The sequence below is a fragment of the Shinella daejeonensis genome (assembly GCF_024281235.1).
Classification (GTDB): Bacteria; Pseudomonadota; Alphaproteobacteria; order Rhizobiales; family Rhizobiaceae; genus Shinella; species Shinella daejeonensis.
Window position 1 is genome coordinate 12,047 of sequence record NZ_JAHWXY010000015.1, and the last position, 16,353, is coordinate 28,399.

General features: G+C 60.1%; 19 protein-coding genes and 1 pseudogene. 9 read left to right on the forward strand and 11 right to left on the reverse strand.

What is annotated here, in order from left to right:
* Window positions 1–29: 29 nt before the first annotated feature.
* Complete coding sequence (locus KYK29_RS20890) at window positions 30–542, reverse strand: Hsp20/alpha crystallin family protein (RefSeq protein ID WP_254692836.1); 513 nt, start codon at window positions 540–542, stop codon at window positions 30–32.
* Between the two features lie 96 nt (window positions 543–638).
* A complete protein-coding gene (locus KYK29_RS20895) occupies window positions 639–1,115 on the reverse strand; it encodes an Hsp20 family protein (RefSeq protein ID WP_254692837.1) in 477 nt (158 codons plus the stop codon).
* Window positions 1,116–1,334: 219 nt separating this feature from the next.
* Here KYK29_RS20895 and KYK29_RS20900 point away from each other — a divergent pair, with 219 nt between their 5' ends.
* The gene (locus tag KYK29_RS20900; RefSeq protein ID WP_035029037.1) at window positions 1,335–1,550 is read left to right on the forward strand and encodes a hypothetical protein; all 216 of its coding nucleotides are present in this window, start codon (window positions 1,335–1,337) and stop codon (window positions 1,548–1,550) included.
* A 111-nt stretch (window positions 1,551–1,661) separates the two neighbouring features.
* Complete coding sequence (locus KYK29_RS20905) at window positions 1,662–1,970, forward strand: DUF982 domain-containing protein (RefSeq protein ID WP_084496545.1); 309 nt, start codon at window positions 1,662–1,664, stop codon at window positions 1,968–1,970.
* Here the strand turns inward: KYK29_RS20905 and KYK29_RS20910 are convergent.
* Both KYK29_RS20910 and KYK29_RS20915 read right to left on the reverse strand, forming a co-directional pair.
* A complete protein-coding gene (locus tag KYK29_RS20910; protein ID WP_109708007.1) occupies window positions 1,964–2,242 on the reverse strand; it encodes an usg protein in 279 nt (92 codons plus the stop codon). The two genes, KYK29_RS20905 and KYK29_RS20910, sit on opposite strands and share 7 nt — an antisense overlap.
* Window positions 2,243–2,261: 19 nt before the next feature.
* Window positions 2,262–2,606 (reverse strand): hypothetical protein, encoded by a 345-nt coding sequence (locus KYK29_RS20915; RefSeq protein ID WP_183824455.1) that lies wholly within the window; start codon window positions 2,604–2,606, stop codon window positions 2,262–2,264.
* Between the two features lie 420 nt (window positions 2,607–3,026).
* Between KYK29_RS20915 and KYK29_RS20920 the strand changes: the two genes are divergently transcribed.
* From KYK29_RS20920 to KYK29_RS20935, 4 genes and pseudogenes are all read left to right on the forward strand, one after another.
* On the forward strand, window positions 3,027–3,341 hold the full coding sequence (locus tag KYK29_RS20920; protein WP_254692838.1) for a co-chaperone GroES: 315 nt from the start codon (window positions 3,027–3,029) through the stop codon (window positions 3,339–3,341).
* Between the two features lie 56 nt (window positions 3,342–3,397).
* Window positions 3,398–5,023 (forward strand): chaperonin GroEL, encoded by a 1,626-nt coding sequence (gene groL, locus KYK29_RS20925; RefSeq protein ID WP_254692839.1) that lies wholly within the window; start codon window positions 3,398–3,400, stop codon window positions 5,021–5,023.
* 71 nt (window positions 5,024–5,094) lie between these two features.
* Entirely contained in the window at window positions 5,095–5,319 is a 225-nt protein-coding gene (locus KYK29_RS20930; protein ID WP_254692840.1) for a hypothetical protein, read from the forward strand.
* A 134-nt stretch (window positions 5,320–5,453) separates the two neighbouring features.
* Window positions 5,454–5,873 (forward strand): annotated as a pseudogene (locus tag KYK29_RS20935) (trypsin-like peptidase domain-containing protein); the annotation flags it as partial.
* Window positions 5,874–5,961: 88 nt separating this feature from the next.
* Here KYK29_RS20935 and KYK29_RS20940 read toward each other — a convergent pair.
* The 4 genes from KYK29_RS20940 to KYK29_RS20955 are packed head-to-tail and all read right to left on the reverse strand — an operon-like array spanning window position 5,962 to window position 10,321.
* On the reverse strand, window positions 5,962–6,432 hold the full coding sequence (locus KYK29_RS20940) for a hypothetical protein (protein ID WP_193731088.1): 471 nt from the start codon (window positions 6,430–6,432) through the stop codon (window positions 5,962–5,964).
* A gap of 36 nt (window positions 6,433–6,468) precedes the next feature.
* Window positions 6,469–7,287, reverse strand: coding sequence for an SH3 domain-containing protein (locus KYK29_RS20945; protein WP_254692841.1), 819 nt, complete (start codon window positions 7,285–7,287; stop codon window positions 6,469–6,471).
* Window positions 7,284–9,314: a vWA domain-containing protein gene (locus tag KYK29_RS20950; protein WP_254692842.1), complete on the reverse strand. Its 2,031-nt coding sequence runs from the start codon at window positions 9,312–9,314 to the stop codon at window positions 7,284–7,286. The genes KYK29_RS20945 and KYK29_RS20950 overlap by 4 nt, the downstream gene beginning before the upstream one ends.
* Before the next feature lie 23 nt (window positions 9,315–9,337).
* On the reverse strand, window positions 9,338–10,321 hold the full coding sequence (locus KYK29_RS20955) for a hypothetical protein (RefSeq protein WP_239800555.1): 984 nt from the start codon (window positions 10,319–10,321) through the stop codon (window positions 9,338–9,340).
* 79 nt (window positions 10,322–10,400) lie between these two features.
* Between KYK29_RS20955 and KYK29_RS20960 the strand changes: the two genes are divergently transcribed.
* Genes KYK29_RS20960 through KYK29_RS20970 form a run of 3 tightly spaced genes read left to right on the forward strand, consistent with a single transcriptional unit; the run spans window position 10,401 to window position 13,473 of the window.
* Window positions 10,401–11,021, forward strand: a complete 621-nt coding sequence (locus tag KYK29_RS20960; protein WP_254692843.1) for a putative pterin-binding protein — start codon at window positions 10,401–10,403, stop codon at window positions 11,019–11,021.
* A complete protein-coding gene (locus KYK29_RS20965; RefSeq protein ID WP_193731093.1) occupies window positions 11,018–12,829 on the forward strand; it encodes a sensor histidine kinase in 1,812 nt (603 codons plus the stop codon). Before KYK29_RS20960 ends, KYK29_RS20965 begins: the two co-directional genes overlap by 4 nt.
* The gene (locus KYK29_RS20970; protein ID WP_193731094.1) at window positions 12,826–13,473 is read left to right on the forward strand and encodes a response regulator transcription factor; all 648 of its coding nucleotides are present in this window, start codon (window positions 12,826–12,828) and stop codon (window positions 13,471–13,473) included. The genes KYK29_RS20965 and KYK29_RS20970 overlap by 4 nt, the downstream gene beginning before the upstream one ends.
* Before the next feature lie 517 nt (window positions 13,474–13,990).
* Here the strand turns inward: KYK29_RS20970 and KYK29_RS20975 are convergent.
* Genes KYK29_RS20975 through KYK29_RS20985 form a run of 3 tightly spaced genes read right to left on the reverse strand, consistent with a single transcriptional unit; the run spans window position 13,991 to window position 16,290 of the window.
* A complete protein-coding gene (locus KYK29_RS20975; protein ID WP_254692844.1) occupies window positions 13,991–14,605 on the reverse strand; it encodes an SCO family protein in 615 nt (204 codons plus the stop codon).
* Window position 14,606: 1 nt separating this feature from the next.
* Window positions 14,607–15,401 carry a copper uptake system-associated protein gene (locus KYK29_RS20980; RefSeq protein ID WP_254692845.1) on the reverse strand — a complete coding sequence of 265 codons (795 nt, stop codon included), beginning with the start codon at window positions 15,399–15,401 and terminating at the stop codon, window positions 14,607–14,609.
* Window positions 15,379–16,290, reverse strand: a complete 912-nt coding sequence (locus KYK29_RS20985; RefSeq protein WP_254692846.1) for a hypothetical protein — start codon at window positions 16,288–16,290, stop codon at window positions 15,379–15,381. Before KYK29_RS20985 ends, KYK29_RS20980 begins: the two co-directional genes overlap by 23 nt.
* Window positions 16,291–16,353: the final 63 nt, after the last annotated feature.

Sequence of the window (16,353 nt, forward strand, 5' to 3'; positions counted from 1 at the left end):
CAACGAACCCGCCGGCGCCGAAACCCTCGTCAGCTCTTGATCGCTATGCGTTTTACCTGCGACTGTGCCTTTTCGGTCTTGGGAAGCACGAGGCTCAGCACGCCATTTCTGAACCTGGCGTCTATCTTGTCCTCGACGATTTCCCTTCCAACCGGGATACGGCGCTCGAAACGGCCGTAGAAGCGTTCCGAGAACTGCTTATCCTTGTCCTCGGTCTCAGATCGCTTTTCGCCGCGCAGCGTCAACACACCGTCATCCAGAACCAGTTCAATGTCCTTTTCCTCAAGTCCTGGCACTTCCGCGGTTATGCGGATCTCCTTTTCAGTCTCGGAGATCTCGACGCTCGGCCACCCCCGTCCGAAGGAGGCCAGAGAGTCAAAAGCTGGCAGGTTTCGATCAAACGAGCGAAAGACATCATCGAACAGGCGATTGACTTCCCGGTGCAGCGACAGGAACGGACTGCGGTCCTCTTCACGATAGGCAGCGGGAGCCTGATTGCTGCTTGTGTCACGACCCCAGGGGATCAGGTCACGTACGCTCATGGTTGTTCTCCTTCTGTTCTGAACAATTGGACACAGCTTCGCCGATGGCGCCAGACGCGTGGCCCGGCGCTGGCGATCCGTAGACTGACAAAAGCGTCAGGCTGCGATCTGCTCGTTGGTGTGCGAAGAGGCTTCAATCTGCATCGTCTTCTCCTGCGACGAGATCGCAATCCGACGAGGCTTCATCTCCTCCGGGATCTCACGCCGAAGATCGATTGTCAGGAGGCCGTTGACGAGAGTCGCGCCTTCAACTCGCACGTGGTCGGCGAGCTGGAAGCGACGCTGGAACGAGCGTCCGGCAATGCCGCGATGCAGATACTGCGCATTCTCGTCGGTGGCTTTGCTACCCGCCACGAGAAGCATGTTCTGCTCCTGCGTGATGGAAAGCTCGTCTTCGCTGAAGCCGGCCACCGCCATGGTGATGCGGTAGTCGTCTTCGTCAGTCTTTGCGATGTCATAGGGAGGCCAATTGTCGATGCTCTCGACGCGGCTGGCTGCCTCCAGCGCATTGACCAGACGGTCGAAGCCGATGCTCGACCGGAACAGGGGAGAAAAATCGAAAGTGGTTCTCATAGCCACATCCTCCTTGAAGCAACATGGGTACAAGATTGTCCGGCTTTTTTAACCGGCGCCGCCCCGTAGTGGCAGCGGCGCACAATCGATCTGGTTTCGTCATCTCTGAGTTTCAAGAGGGTGACGGCAGAAAATTTCTACAGCTATTTCAGGCTGTTGGAATTTGAGAACAACTACACCATGTGATGAGTTGGTTGGTAATATGAATGGAGGCCTGCCATGACCTATGACGACATCGTTTCAGTGCTCGGCTCCATAGACGACGATCTGGCGGCGGGGCTTATCGCAACCGGGGCGAGTGTTGATGAACTGCGAGAAGCGTGGAACTGGCTTAACAATGACGAGGCGCTGATGGGCGAAGGGCGACCGCTCCCGGACACACGCGTCAGCCAACTCATCGATCTGCTTGAACCTGATGATGACGGCGTTGACTGAGATACGGATGGAGGGTTGAAGAGGCCCGTCGGTATGCCCAGATCACAAGAGATCGTACAGAACGATCAGTTACTTGCTCTTAAAAGACGATCAGAAAACAAGGAGGAAGTGATGTCTGATGTCGTGTTCCAAGAACCCGTAATTCTGCGCATGCCAAAAACTGGCCTCCGAAAGGTGGCGACAGGTTTTGAAGCACTGGAATGCCTTGAGCGCGAATGGCCGGACTGGGCACGTGGACGTCGTTGGCGGAATGCCATTGCTGCCTGTCGGGACGCACTCGATGGATGGCGCTCTGCGAAGGAGGCGCGCCGGAGCTTCATGAAGGCTGCAATGCGAGCGGGCCTCGTTCAGGGAGCACGACGCACGCGAGTTCGGGGTACTCTCGGTAGCTATCAGGGAATTCCCGCCGGGCTTCAGTGAACGGATATGATCCCGTCGACGGCTTTCCATTCTGATGGCTGGATCAGACGGTGGTGGGCGACGCGCACGGAGTGCAGCGCGCCCTCCAGCGTCTCGGTCCAGTAGTCCAGAAAGCCGCGCAGTTCGGGAAATTTCGGGGCGAGGTCGTAATCCTGCCAGACATAGACCTGCAACAGGCTCGGGTGATCCGGCAGGTGATAGTGGATTTCGGCTGTGGTCAGGCCGTAGCCTTCCATCTGCATCCGGAATTCACGACTGACGATCGCTGGCATATGTCTCTCCTTTGTCGTTTCATGCGTGAAGACGATGGTGATGGTCTGCGGATCCGCATACGGCATCGTCCGCCCCGATGTCGTCGCGATCAAGTCGCCGCAGCGCATCCATGATGACATCGAATGGGATGGGGCTTTCTGCGCCCGGCGGCTGGCGCAGTGCGGGCATCGATTCGACCGCGCATGCGTCGGATGCCCATGACGAGAGAATGGCGCGCTTTTCGCTGCGTTCGAGCGTGTCGTCGCGCAGCACATCCTCGGGATGCCTGTAGTGGCGCGCCGGCGACAGGAGCCGGTCGAGCGCAATGTCTTCGGCTCGTGGCGCGAGAGAGGGAATGATCGTCGAAAAATCGGCTCGGCGCATCGCTGTCCTCCTTCCGTTTTCAGCCGTTCCAAAAACTCCGTTTCGATCAGGACTCCGGACCGCACCTCCCGGCACGGCACGGCACGGCACGGCACGGCACGGCACGGCACGGCACGGCACGGCACGGCACGGCACGGCACGGCACGGCACGGCACGGCACAGAAGGAAGTTCGGCCAATCGAGCGAATTTTTCAAGTGCCCGGATGCTCGATGGTGTCAATTTCGGCTGCGATTACATCGCACTAGCAGTGAACTGCTGCGAGTGCCAAAAATTTTGCATTCCGCTCTTGAAATCGAAAATCGCCAAAACCAGATCGATACGCGCGTGACGCCGACAAGGGTTGCGCGGCCCCGCTCCGGCTCTCACCGGGCCGGAGCGGAGGGACCTCTCAAAATCTGTTTGTCCTTGAGGAGAACGATATGACGTTCCGTCCATTGCATGACCGTATCCTGGTTCGCCGCATCGAAGCCGACGAGAAAACCGCAGGCGGCATCATCATTCCCGATACCGCCAAGGAAAAGCCGAGCGAAGGCGAAGTGATCGCGGTCGGCCCCGGTGCCCGCGACGATGCGGGCAAGATCATTGAGCTCGACGTAAAGGTCGGCGACCGCATTTTGTTCGGCAAATGGTCCGGCACCGAGATCCGGCTCGACGGCGAAGACCTGCTCATCATGAAGGAAAGCGACGTGATGGGTGTGATCGAACAGACCGCCGCACTGAAGAAGGCCGCCTGACGGATTCTTCGACCATCAACCAGTCAATGAAAGCTGCCTATTGAAGGAGTGATCCAATGGCTGCCAAGGAAGTCAAGTTCAACACCGAAGCCCGCGAGAAGATGCTGCGCGGCGTCGACATTCTCGCCAATGCGGTGAAGGTGACGCTCGGCCCTAAGGGGCGCAATGTCGTCATCGACAAGTCGTTCGGCGCGCCGCGCATCACCAAGGACGGCGTGTCGGTCGCGAAGGAGATCGAGCTTGAGGACAAGTTCGAGAACATGGGCGCCCAGATGGTCCGCGAAGTGGCGTCGAAGACCAACGACCTTGCCGGCGACGGCACCACAACCGCGACTGTTCTGGCGCAGGCCATCGTCAAGGAAGGCGCCAAGGCCGTCGCCTCCGGCATGAACCCGATGGATCTGAAGCGCGGCATCGACAAGGCCGTGGATGCGGTTGTCGCCGAACTCAAGGCCAATGCGCGGAAGATCTCGAAGAATGACGAGATCGCCCAGGTCGGAACCATCTCGGCCAATGGCGATTCGGAGATCGGTCGCTTCCTCGCCGAAGCCATGCATAAGGTCGGCAATGAGGGTGTCATCACCGTCGAAGAAGCCAAGACCGCCGAGACCGAGCTCGAGGTGGTCGAGGGCATGCAGTTCGACCGCGGTTATCTCTCGCCCTACTTCATCACCAATCAGGACAAGATGCGGGTCGAGTTCGAGGATCCCTATGTCCTTATTCATGAAAAGAAGCTCTCCAACCTTCAGGCCATGCTTCCCGTCCTCGAAGCGGTCGTCCAGTCCGGCAAGCCGCTGGTCATCATCGCCGAGGATGTCGAGGGCGAGGCTCTGGCCACGCTCGTCGTCAACCGTCTGCGCGGCGGGCTCAAGGTTGCGGCTGTCAAGGCGCCGGGCTTCGGCGACCGCCGCAAGGCCATGCTGGAGGATATTGCAATCCTCACCGGCGGCACGGCGATCAGTGAGGATCTCGGCATCAAGCTGGAAAATGTCACGCTGGAGATGCTCGGGCGCGCCAAGAAGGTGGTGATCGAGAAGGAGAATACCACCATCGTCGATGGCGCCGGTTCAAAGGCCGAGATCGAAGGCCGCGTGAAGCAGATCAAGGCGCAGATCGAGGAGACGACCTCCGATTACGACCGCGAGAAGCTTCAGGAGCGTCTGGCGAAGCTCGCCGGCGGCGTCGCGGTGATCCGCGTCGGTGGCGCGACCGAGGTCGAGGTCAAGGAGAAGAAGGATCGCGTCGACGACGCGCTGCACGCCACCCGCGCGGCGGTCGAGGAAGGCATTTTGCCGGGTGGCGGCGTGGCGCTGCTGCGTGCGCAGAAGGCTCTCGACAGTATCCAGACCGACAATGTCGACCAGAAACACGGCGTCGAGATCGTGCGCCGCGCAATCGAGGCGCCGGTGCGCCAGATCGCCGAGAATGCCGGCGCCGAAGGCTCCATCATCGTGGGCAAGCTGCGCGAGAAGGCCGACTTCGCCTTCGGCTGGAATGCCCAGACCGACGAATATGGCGACCTGTTCGCACAGGGGGTCATAGACCCGGCCAAGGTGGTGCGCACTGCCTTACAGGACGCGGCGTCTGTCGCCGGCCTGCTGGTGACCACCGAGGCGATGATCGCCGAGAAGCCGAAGAAGGAAGCAGCCCCGGCAATGCCAGCGGGCGGCATGGACTTCTGACCATCTCGCGCTGAAAGTGACCGCTCCCATGTCGGGGGCGGTCAGGAGCAAAGCATAGATCGGAGACTGACATGAGCCTCATGCCGGACTTTGACCATGTACCTGTGCCGCATCATCCCCCGGCCGAGTTCCTGTCGCACGATGCGGAAGCGCGCACGGCATTGGCCCCGCTGTTCGAATCTCTGCTCGACAGACTGGTGATGGCTGGATGGGATCGGCGCACAGCGGCCTCCGCGCTGATGTTCCATGCGGCGGCGCAGGTGTCGGCCCTCTCGCGAGACGGCCGGCCACAATGATCCAGGAACCTCGCCTCCGGGCGGGGTTCCTTTCCAATCGAACCAGACGCGCGAAGGACCGGCGGCGGAAGATCTCTTCCGGCGCGACGGCATCGCCGCATCCAACACGAAGGAACCAAATCGGGAGATCGACAATGTTCATCGGCCTGCCTCGCGCCCCGCAGATTGTCGCCGTCCTTGTCACGTGCCTTGCATTGTCATTTTCCGGTGGCGCTGTGCCGCCCGCTGCCGCACAGGATGTGGCATCCGGCGTGCGTGGCGAGCGTTCGTTGCCCGATGTTCTGGAGGAGATCACGCCCGCGGTGGTCAACATCGCCGTCGCGTCTCGCGCGTCTGCCGAAACCAACCCGCTCTTCAACGATCCCTACTTCCGACGCTACTTCGATCTGTCTCAGATGCCACAGCAAAGGCCCCGCATGAGCGCCGGGTCCGGCGTCATCGTTGACGCGGATAAGGGTTACATTCTCACTAACCACCATGTCGTCGACGGCGCGAGCGAGATCGCGGTGACGCTGAAAGATCGCCGCCGCTTCAATGCCGAACTGGTCGGCAGCTACAAGACACGCAACCCAATCCATGAAAGCTTTCATTTCTGGGCGAAAACTACGTGTTAAACCTCGCAGGAAATCAAGACCCTGTTCCTTACTGCGCGCCGCAATCGATGGTTAGTGTAGCACCGTCATCGATAGATGCGCCATTTTCGTCCACCAAGACCAGACCGGCAACGGACAGCTGTCTCCCGGAAGCCACGATTGTGAACTCCTGTGAATAGACACGTCCGGCCTGGATCCGACGCTCGGGACTGGCGAACGGGCCATCGACGCCGAGGCCGATGGTCATTGCATTTGCAGTAGACGACAGTTCGAAAAAGAACTTTTCTCCATCCGGTGTCGTCCCTGGCCCCTGGATTTCAATATCGTCGAAACCATCCTGGCTATGGATGCCGCATGTGGTCGGCGTAAATTCGTAGCGCCCTGCGGATGTTTCCAAAACACTTATTGCGACGGCGGCGCTTTCTGATGTCGGCGCTTCCGCCTCCGCGCTACAACCTGTCAGCATCAAGCTGCTGAACAAGCCGATCATGACAACGGATCCGGTTCTACGCTCGTCCATTCCGAAGTTTCCTGTGATCACTTCTTTCTCCATTGCCTACGGATAGGACCAACCGTTGTGTTCGACGCGGAAAATGCGTAACGGCGCGCCGGGTTTTGTGGTGTCGGCGCGCAGGTAGAAGACCGCGCGCTGGTCCTTGCCGAAATTGGTGAAATCGACATTGATGGTGATCATGCCGCGCAGCATCGGCTGGTCGGGGTCGGGCATGGGGTCTTCGATGGCGCCGTCGAAGTCCTGCGCGCCATAAAGAGGATGCGCACCGACATTGCCGGAGGCCAGCCAGGCGACGATGTCGTCGGTGAAGTAGTTTCTGGATACGGCAGGATCGAATGCGCTCGGCAGATTGCTGTTTTCCGACTGGAACTGGCGTTCGTAGAGCTCACGCACCAGGTCCTGCGCCTGAGCAACCGGATCGATGCCGGGGGCTGCTGCATAGGGTTCGGGCGCTGGCTGTGCCGGGCGGGGCTTCGTCGCTGCGGCGATGGGCTCGCTGCCATCGGGGGTGATATAGCGTTGCGCCACCCAGCCCGCCTTGCTCATCGCCTTGTTGCGCATCAGACACCAGCGGGGCGGCAGCGCGCTGATTTGCGCCTGCGTCATCGCCATGTAGTGGGCAGCGGTGTAGAACGGAACACAGGTGATCTGCTGCATGTTGCGTTCATTGTGGGCGAATGTCTCGATCACCGGATAGTTGGTGCCGGGGCCCATCCGAGCGTTGAGAACATCGTTGCCGGAGACGCCCGTGACACGCCAGGCATCCGGTCCGTGACCATCGATTTCGGCATGGGCGGCAGACACGGCCAGGCCGAGCGCCATGACAAGCAATGTGGCCTTGAATGTGTGCGGCATGGTCATTTCACCTCTACGATCGCACGGCCCAGAACCTTGCGGCCGCTGACGTCAAGAAATCGGATTTCATAGGTTCCAGCCTGTGCCGGCATCTGCAGCTCCAGCGATTTTTCTGCTCCGACCTTGTGCGCGGCAATCCAGCTGAAATCGGCCTGATCGGCGCGGGCAAGGGCAACGCGTTGGTCCGCGCTCTCGCCTTCCGTGCGCCACGACACGGTGATTGTCTCTCCGGCTCCGGCTTCTGACGGTGCCGCCAGTCCGGCCCCGTCATCCAGCGGCGCGTCTTGCGCCACCACTTCCAGCTGGTGGCTGGCAAGAGTGCGGGCGCCTTCGCGCAACACATAGCGGATTTCGTAAAGCCCTGTTTCAGCTGGCGCTTTCATCTCGCCGGCACGTGCGTCCCGAACCCGGATATAGTCGGCATATTCGCCCTCGGCGGTCCCGGCGGGAACAATGGTGATATAGTCTTCCGGGTGGATCGAGATCGACCAGGTCACCTGAATCTTAGTTCCGGCCCGGACGACATCAGGGCCGCTCACCACCACTTCGGCCTCAACGACTTCCACCGGGGCGGACGCCATGGTGCGTCCCCCTTCGCGCAGCACATAGCGTACCTCGTAAAGACCCGGCTCTGCGGGCGCGATCAATCGGTTTTCGGTGACATCGCGCACGCGCTGATAGTTGGTGTATTTTCCTTCCTCGGCTCCCACTGGAACGATGGTGACATAGTCTTCCGGATGGATCGACGCCGACCAGGTCACCTTGAAGCTTGCACCAGTGGTCACCTCTTTCGGTGCCGCGACCCCTATCTCGGCCTCAACGACCTCCACAGGGGTAGACGCCATGGTGCGGCCTCCTTCGCGCAGCACGTAGCGTACTTCGTAAAGGCCGGGCTCTGCGGGCGCGGTCAGTCTGTTTTCGGTGACATCGCGCACGCGCTGATAGTTGGTGTATTTTCCTTCCTCGGTTCCGGTGGGAACGATGGTGACATAGTCTTCCGGATGGATCGACGTCGACCATGTCACCTTGAAGCTTGCGCCTGTGGTCACCTGTTGCGGCGCAGTGATACCGATTTCGGCCTCGACGACCTCGACGGGAGTTGCTCCCAGCGTATGGCCATCTTTCCGTGTGACGTAACGTACCTCGTACAAACCGGGCTGGGCGGGCGCGATCAACCTGTTTTCGGTGACATCACGCACGCGCTGATAGTTGGTGTATTTTCCTTCCTCGGCTCCGACCGGAACGATGGTGACATAGTCTTCCGGATGGATCGACGCCGACCAGGTTACCTTGAAGCTTGATCCGGTCGTCACCTGTTCCGGCGCCTGGATCGCTATTTCCGCTTGTGGCTCCGGCTCCGGCTCGGGCGCCACTTCGGCCTCTGGCGGCGTCATTGGCTGCAAATCCATCACCGACTGGACATGGGCCAGCGCGGCCTTCAATTCATCGGCATTCTGCGCCGGAACGAAGACGCCGCCGGTGTTTTCGGCAATACAGGCAAGGCTTTCATGGGCCTGATCCTCAAGGTCGAAGCCGACGACATGGGTCGTGAACTTCACGCCCTGCCGCGCCAGTTGCTCGGCCAGCGCACAAGGGTCGGCCTGACAGGTTTCCAGACCATCGGAAATGAGCACCACGGTGGCGGGGTTGTCGCGATAGGACAGGAGTTCCGCGGCGTGCTGAACCGCGGCGGAAATCGGCGTCTTTCCTTTCGGGCGGATGCGGTTCACCGTGCTGATGAAGCTTGCCCGGTCGAGCGGCCCCGGCTCGATCAGGGTCTCGATGTCGCGGCAGTCGCCTTCCGAGCGATGCCCGTAGGCGACGAGGCCGAGATTGATGTCGTCGGACCAGCCGGTCACGAGATCGGCCATCACGTCGCGCGCGATTTCAATCTTGCTGGTGCCGTCGATCTGGCCCCACATCGAGCCGGAGGCGTCATAGACGATCACCACATCCTCAGCCGCCGAGGCGTCCGAAATGGACATCGTCACTGCCGTGGCCGCGACCAGCGCTGCCTTCAGAACTTTCATCATTGTCTCCTGTCGTGAATGGCGCGTCACGCCTGACGCCAGCTGCTTTCGGCTGCGGCGGAAGGTCGTGCTTCACCCAGGGCCCGGGCCTTCAGCTTGCGGAATTTGGCCGACATCTGTTCCAGCCTTGCGTCCCATTCGGGGTTTGGCTGCTGGCCTTCAATGGTCCTGAAGTAGACCTGCATCATGCAGGCGATGGCGAAGGGTTCCAGAAGCGCCGCCTTGACACTCCAGGCAAACAGCAGTGCGAAGACGAAGCCGCCTGCCGCCCAGGCTCCCGGCATCAGATAGACGACGAGAGCCGCCGGCGCGAGCATGACCAGAAACACGAGAAAGCTCATGAGGTAGACAATGATCGCCAGCCAGGCGGCGTTCTTGAGCATCACCTTGTAATTCTGGCCATAGAGCACCAGCGCTTCCCTGGCCGATCCCCATGGGTTGGTCGAACCAGTGCGAATTGCGTAGGCGAGGATGACCTCGTCGATGAAGCCGACGGCGACCCGCAGGAAGGCATGCAGGATACCGGAAAGCTGCTGCGCGCCAGGTATGGGCAGGATGGTCAGAATTCCGCGCACCAGCCCCGTGATCGCGCCGATCACGCCCTTGACGAGCTGATCGATGGCAAACAGCACGCTGGCCTGAGCGAAACGCTCCTTTACCACCGCTGTCGCATGGCTGACTTGCGACTTTCCGTCTGGCATTGGCTTGCCGTCGATCAGCTCGACCAGCACCGCTATATGGCCCGCCTTGACGATATAAAGGATGTATTCGCGCGCCCAGTACATGATGGCGCCAAACAGGCCGAACCCCATGATGGCGCCCCACATGGTCGTATTGGCCTGAAATCCTTCGTCACCGAAGCCGCCAACGCCATAGCCGATGCCCGCACCGGTTCCGGTTACCAGAACGTAGCCAGCGGCGATGCCGAAATAGACGACCATCCGCAGCACGATGAACGGCATGGTCCGCGCCATCATTGCCAGCGCATTGCCGACATTGAAATCCCACATGCTCTGCTCCGCCCTATATGCCTGTTGCGCAAGCTTAGCAGGCGCAAACCCAATATGCCCCGTTCATTTGGATAGGGACATGCCGGCAAGCCTGGGTATAATTGGCCCCAGCTATCCGAGCTGCAGAACGGATGGAATAAACTGGCAGAAAAAATACACGGAAAAGCCTGGGAGGCGGCGCGTCAATTTGCGAAGATTTTTGTTTTCTACCTTGGCGGCCACGTTGTTTTGCTTCTCTGACGTCCATGGACGTGACATGGAAAAAATCCCGCCGCCAACGTCTCCCCCAATACTTGAGGTTCGGGGGGCGATTTCCAGGATCACTACGCAAGGAGCGGCGTATTTCGACATGGAGATGCTGAGGGCGTTGCCTGTCGCCCGGCTGGAAACAGCGACGGCCGTCACAGATGGTGTGCGTCGCTTTAGCGGATTTCTGATGAGAGACCTTCTGGCGCATATCGGTGCCCGGGGCACAACCGTGACGGCGAGAGCCCTGAACGATTACGCAATTGACATTGCGATCGAGGAATTCGACCGGTTTGATGTCCTCGTAGCCTATGAAATGGATGGCGAACCGTTGTTGCCGAGCGACAAGGGGCCGTTATGGATAATCTATCCGCGTGACCAGCATGCGGAGTTGCAGGATATCCGCTTCGACTATCGCTGGGTCTGGCAATTGCGATGGCTGGATATTCAATGAGCCGTCAGGCGCGTGCATTGCTTGGCGTCGCGCTGCCGGTTTCGGCCATCGTCATCTTCGTTGCTCTGCTGGCGTTTTCGCTGATGCGTCTTTCCGACCTTGAGCGGGATATGCGCATCGAGGCCACCCAGAACATGCTTTGGGTGATCTCCAGGGCGCATATTTCAAGCCTTCAGCTGGGTGAGGCCGTCGTGGGCAGCGTAGCCGGAGAGGTTGATCACGCGCAGATGGAGTTGCGTTACAACGTATTCCTTAGCCGGCTTGCCTTGCTTGATGAGGGCCCGCAGCGTCGGCGGATGGAAGCACTTGGCGCTACCTCCGCGCTTGACGCCTTGCGTGGAAGCCTGGCTGATCTTGGCTCGCTGCTGATGAGCGCCAGACCAGAGGTGATACCCCGTATCAGGGCTCTGCTTGTCCCTTACAATGCAGCGCTCACGGAAGCGGCCAACAAGGCAATGGTGGCCGAATGGGACGACCTTGGCGCTACGCTCGACACAACACGCAAGCAGTTATGGCAGATCATCATCTCCATGATCGGTATATCGCTGGCAGGCACCGTGCTTTGCGTCCATTTTTTGCTGGCGATACGGGATGCAAGGCAACGGACTCGCCTGCTCAACAAGGAAAAGGCGTTCTCCGAACTTTTGATCGGCTCCAGTGGCGAAGGCATAATCGCCGTGGATATGGATCGGCGCTGCACGGTTTGGAACGAGGCTGCCGAACGGTTGTTTGGGGTCACCGCTGACGTGGCTACAGGCGCAATACTGAGCGAAATCTCAGGCTTTTTCGAGGTCGGCAGGATTGAGCAGGCGATCAGCGATGCCCTTCAGGGACAGGCTGTTGCACTGCTGGATCAGCCGTTCTTTCCGTCTCATCAGTCCAACCCGCTTTATGTCGACTTGCGCTGCTTCTCTCTGCGTGACGGCGGACGCATCATCGGCATGATCCTGCTGATGTCGGACGTGACCGAGCGGAGGGCAGCGCAGCGGGAGATAGCCAATCATCGCGACCATCTGGAGCAGCTGGTGCAGGCGCGCACGCAGGAGCTTGACGCTGCCCTGACCCGAGAGCGGGCTACAGCGGATCTTTATCGGAACTTCGGCACCATGATCTCGCACCAGTTCCGCACGCCGCTCGCCCTTGTCGATTCCGCGCTTCAGCGCCTGATGCGCCGGCGTGACCGGCTGACTCCGGAAGAAATCCTGGAACGGGGCGAGGAAGCCCGCAGCGCTGTCGCGCGTCTGGTCAGGTTGGTGGAAAGCACCCTCGACGCCGCACGCCTCGATGCCGGCCAGATCGAAGTCCGCAGTCAGCTTTGCGATCTCGGTGACCTCGTAGCAGAGATCTGCTCCCGGTCGACAGAAAACACTGGCTCGGGGCGGATCACTGTCACGCTTCCAGACGGCGCTTCTCCCATTGCCTATTGTGATCCCGTGCATGCGGAACACATCCTCACGAATCTGCTGTCCAATGCCGTCAAATACTCACCGGCAAAGACACCGATAAGCATTACCCTCACCGACAGCGGCACGCAGATCGAATGCGTAGTAGCCAACACTGGACCTCAGGAGGGGTCATTCGAACGGGAGGCGCTGTTCGAACGCTATTATCGCGGCAGCAATACGGAAGGCCGTCCCGGTATCGGAGTCGGCCTCTATATGGCCAGAGCGCTTGCCCGCTTGCAGGGCGGTGATGTGCAATTGCAAAATTCGGAGCCTGGCATGGTTCGAATGGCGATGCTGCTGCCCAGTAGTGCCTCCGGTTCCGGCTCCGTTACAGCCATGGCCCTACGAAAGGAACCGGCATGACATTCGCGCCGTCTCCGAACCGGAAGCGCTTTGTGATCCTTTGCATCGAGGATGAAGCGCAACTGAGGCGTGACATCAGGGATGAACTGGTCGAGGCAGGCTATGATGTGGTAGAAGCCGACAATGGCAAGCATGCGCTCGGCAAGCTGGCGCGTGTCTGCCCCGATCTGGTTCTTTGCGACATCTCCATGCCCGAACTTAACGGCTATGGCGTGCTTAAGGCCCTGCATGAAAGGGGACCGGACTATGCCGAAATTCCGTTCGTGTTCCTCTCTGCCCTTGCCGATCCTAGGCACATCGTCGATGGAAAGCGGCTTGGTGCCGATGATTATCTCGTCAAACCAATAGATTATGATCTCTTACTAGTGACAATCGAAGCGCGTTTGCGCCAGATCGATCGAATCCGTTCAGCGCGCCCACTGGAGCCGACCGATACAGATTTTTCAACGCTGGCTCAATCATACGGCCTCACGCCCGCAGAAATACGGATAACCCAAGCGCTTACACAAGGCAGGAAATTGACGCAGATCGCGGCTGACCTTGGTGTATCCCGGTCTACCGTTGCCTTTCATATGCGCAATATATTCCAGAAGACTAATACCGGCAGGCAGGCGGAACTGGTTGCTCTCCTGCTCAAGAAATAACAGCGCCTGCGAGGCTTTCGTATATGGAGGTCGTCATGTGACCACCGAGCCGGTGTTTTCTCCGCCGTTTCTTTTACTGCCGCTACTTCCCAAGTGAGAGGTGCCGAGACAAAAGTATAACCACACTCGATAGGAGGTCTCGACTTTGCTATCGACCGATGAAGGCAGGCAACTGCCATTCAGAGCTTCATGCACAACGTCGTTTGCGAAAAACCATCAATCGGGCCGGAAGCGATTCGAACTTCTCCACCGCCAAACGCCGCCGTTTCTACTCTCCCTCACATGACGCCACCTCTCGCTCCTGGCACAAGCGTACTTTCGGCGGTTATAGCGTACTGTGGAGGGAAATCGGCGGTATTTGGCGCGCCGCACCGGGGGAAGATGAGAACTATGTCTACGCTATAGCCCTCTAAATTTAGGCACGAGCGAATGGCATCTATGGGGTGGAAACCGGCTAGGTAGCTTTTTGGGTCGAAGTTCAAGAAAGCCGACATCTCTGTCAATATTCCGGGCTCGATCAACCAGGGCCAAGCAGCCGCCGGAGCTTCCCAATCGCTGTTTCCGTGTTCTCCATATAGGCGATAGTGCCGAAGAACCCGCCCTGCGGGTCGATGAGGAACACCGAGGCGGTGTGATCGACATTGTACCCGTCTCCGTCGTTCTCGACGCGCCGGGCATAGACGCCCCATGCCGAGATTGCCTTGTCGATCTCGGCCCGATCTCCGGTCACCCCGACCACCCGTTCGGTCCAGCCGACGTAGTTGCCGATGATCTCTGGCGTATCGCGCTCGGGATCCACCGAGACGAAGTATGCGGCCAGATCGTCCGCATCGGCTCCAAGCCGTTCGTACCAGACCGTCATGTCCGCCAGCGTTGTGGGGCAGACATCGGGGCAATGGGTGAAGCCGAAGAACACCATGGCCGGGCGGCCAAGAAGGGATTGATAGGTAAAGGGCTCGCCATTGTGGTCAACGAGCTGGTAGTCGCCCGTTCCATAGGCTGAGCCCGCGATAGTTCGGGGCTGAGGCTGGAGCACTGTCTGAGAGACGTAGACCCAGCCGACGCCGAGCGCGGCGACCGCGACCAGCGTCCAGAGGACGGTTCGTGCAGTCCTGAGCGTCGATGATGCCATCTTACCTCTCCTCGAACAGATCTTCTTCGACGATCACGGTCCCATCGAATAGCGAGAACAGAGCGACATGAGCCGGGTCCAACGCGGCTTCCGCTTCGGCGAGCCGGTCGGCCAAGACCTGGGCATCGGTCTCGGGAATACCGATCTGGATGAGATTGGCCGCTTCCCGAAGGCCGTCGCCGGCGCAAAGATGCACGGCCCAGCCGCGATCCGCCGTCTTGCGCAGCAGTGCCCGGCCACCCGTCCCGCCTTGTGCCCATCCGGCAATGGCGAACTCGCCCTCGACTACGACAGGACGAATGTCGAGCGGGCTGTCAGGGGTCTCAAAGATCGACTTGAGCAGGCCGGAGATCGCGTCTTCGTCGGTAGCGGCCGATGCCTGATCGAACTGCCCGCTATGCCCGTGATGGTCCGCCGCGCCGTGATGATCGGCCGCCGCATCGCCATGTGCGTCATGTCCGCCGTGGTCGCCCTGCTCGCCGTGCGGCATGGAGCGCGCCCCGGCGGCGGCGATGGCCAGCTCGATCTCGACCGTTCCGGCGTTCTCGAAGTCCAGTGTCACGGGAACCGTCTCGCCTTCGACCAGCGGTTCACGCAACTGCATGAACATGAGGTGCAGCCCACCCGGTTGGAGCACGACGGTCTCTCCGGCCGGGATGGTAAGGCCATCGGGCAACTCGCGCATGGTCATGACATCGTTGGTCACGGCCATTTCATGAATCTGCACCTCGCCGGCGACCGGCGAGGATGCGGAAACCAGCCGGTCCTCGGTTTCACCGGTGTTGGTGATCGTCACATAACCTCCCGCCACCGGCGCGTTCGGCAAGGTGGCGCGGGCGAAGGCGCTGCGGATCAGGCGTGTCCGCCATGTCGGCATAGACGGCAAGCGACGGATCGAGGCTTCGCGCACCGATGGCCGGATCGAAAAGCGCCTGGACAAAGCGGGTCTTCCCGACGCCTGAAAGTCCGACCAAACGCACGACTTTACCAGGTTGGCCCAGAAGATCGCGGATTCTCTCAAGGCCGGTGAGCGCGGCGACGCCATCGCCATTCTCAGCGCTGCTAGTCTGGATACGCAATGCGTCATCGACAAGGTAGCTATCGTCGCTGCCGGCAGGCGCCTGCGCCCACTGCCCATAGGGTTGCCACGCCGACAGGGATTTGCCGATGCGAGTGCGGACCCATGGGATGAGGCCCGGATGACCGCGTACCCATGTTGCGACGCGCCCGCGATCATAGAAATCGAGGACGAGCTCATCCCGCTGTGCGATGTCCTCGACCGCATCCGCCATCGCCTTCCGCCGATTGGCGAGCGCTCCGTCCGCAGTCGATCCGGTTGCGCTGACAATAATGTAGGCGCCGGCTTGCGCCGCCAGCTCCTGAATGACGAACCGAACCGTTCCCGCAGGGCGCATTTCTGCGAGAATTTCGCTGCGCGGCATGTCGGGCTTCTTCACCTGAAAGCCCGTAGCGGCGCGCGGTACGAACCCGTCGATCGGCGTTCCGGCGGGGAGAGAAACGCGGACATCGAGGCCGCCGTCGGGGGCAGTCTGGTTGCCGCCCCAGGTCACGGCCGACGCAGGCAGGCTGCGGTGACGCAATTCCGCTTCGCAAAGAAGAGCGACAAGATCTCTGAGATCTTTGTCATTCAGAAGAGCGATATCATTGCCCGTGATCTCAAACATGCCGCCGCGTAACCAAACCCTCGATTCTGGTCAAATACGTACGGGCCAAATCTTTTCGTTAAT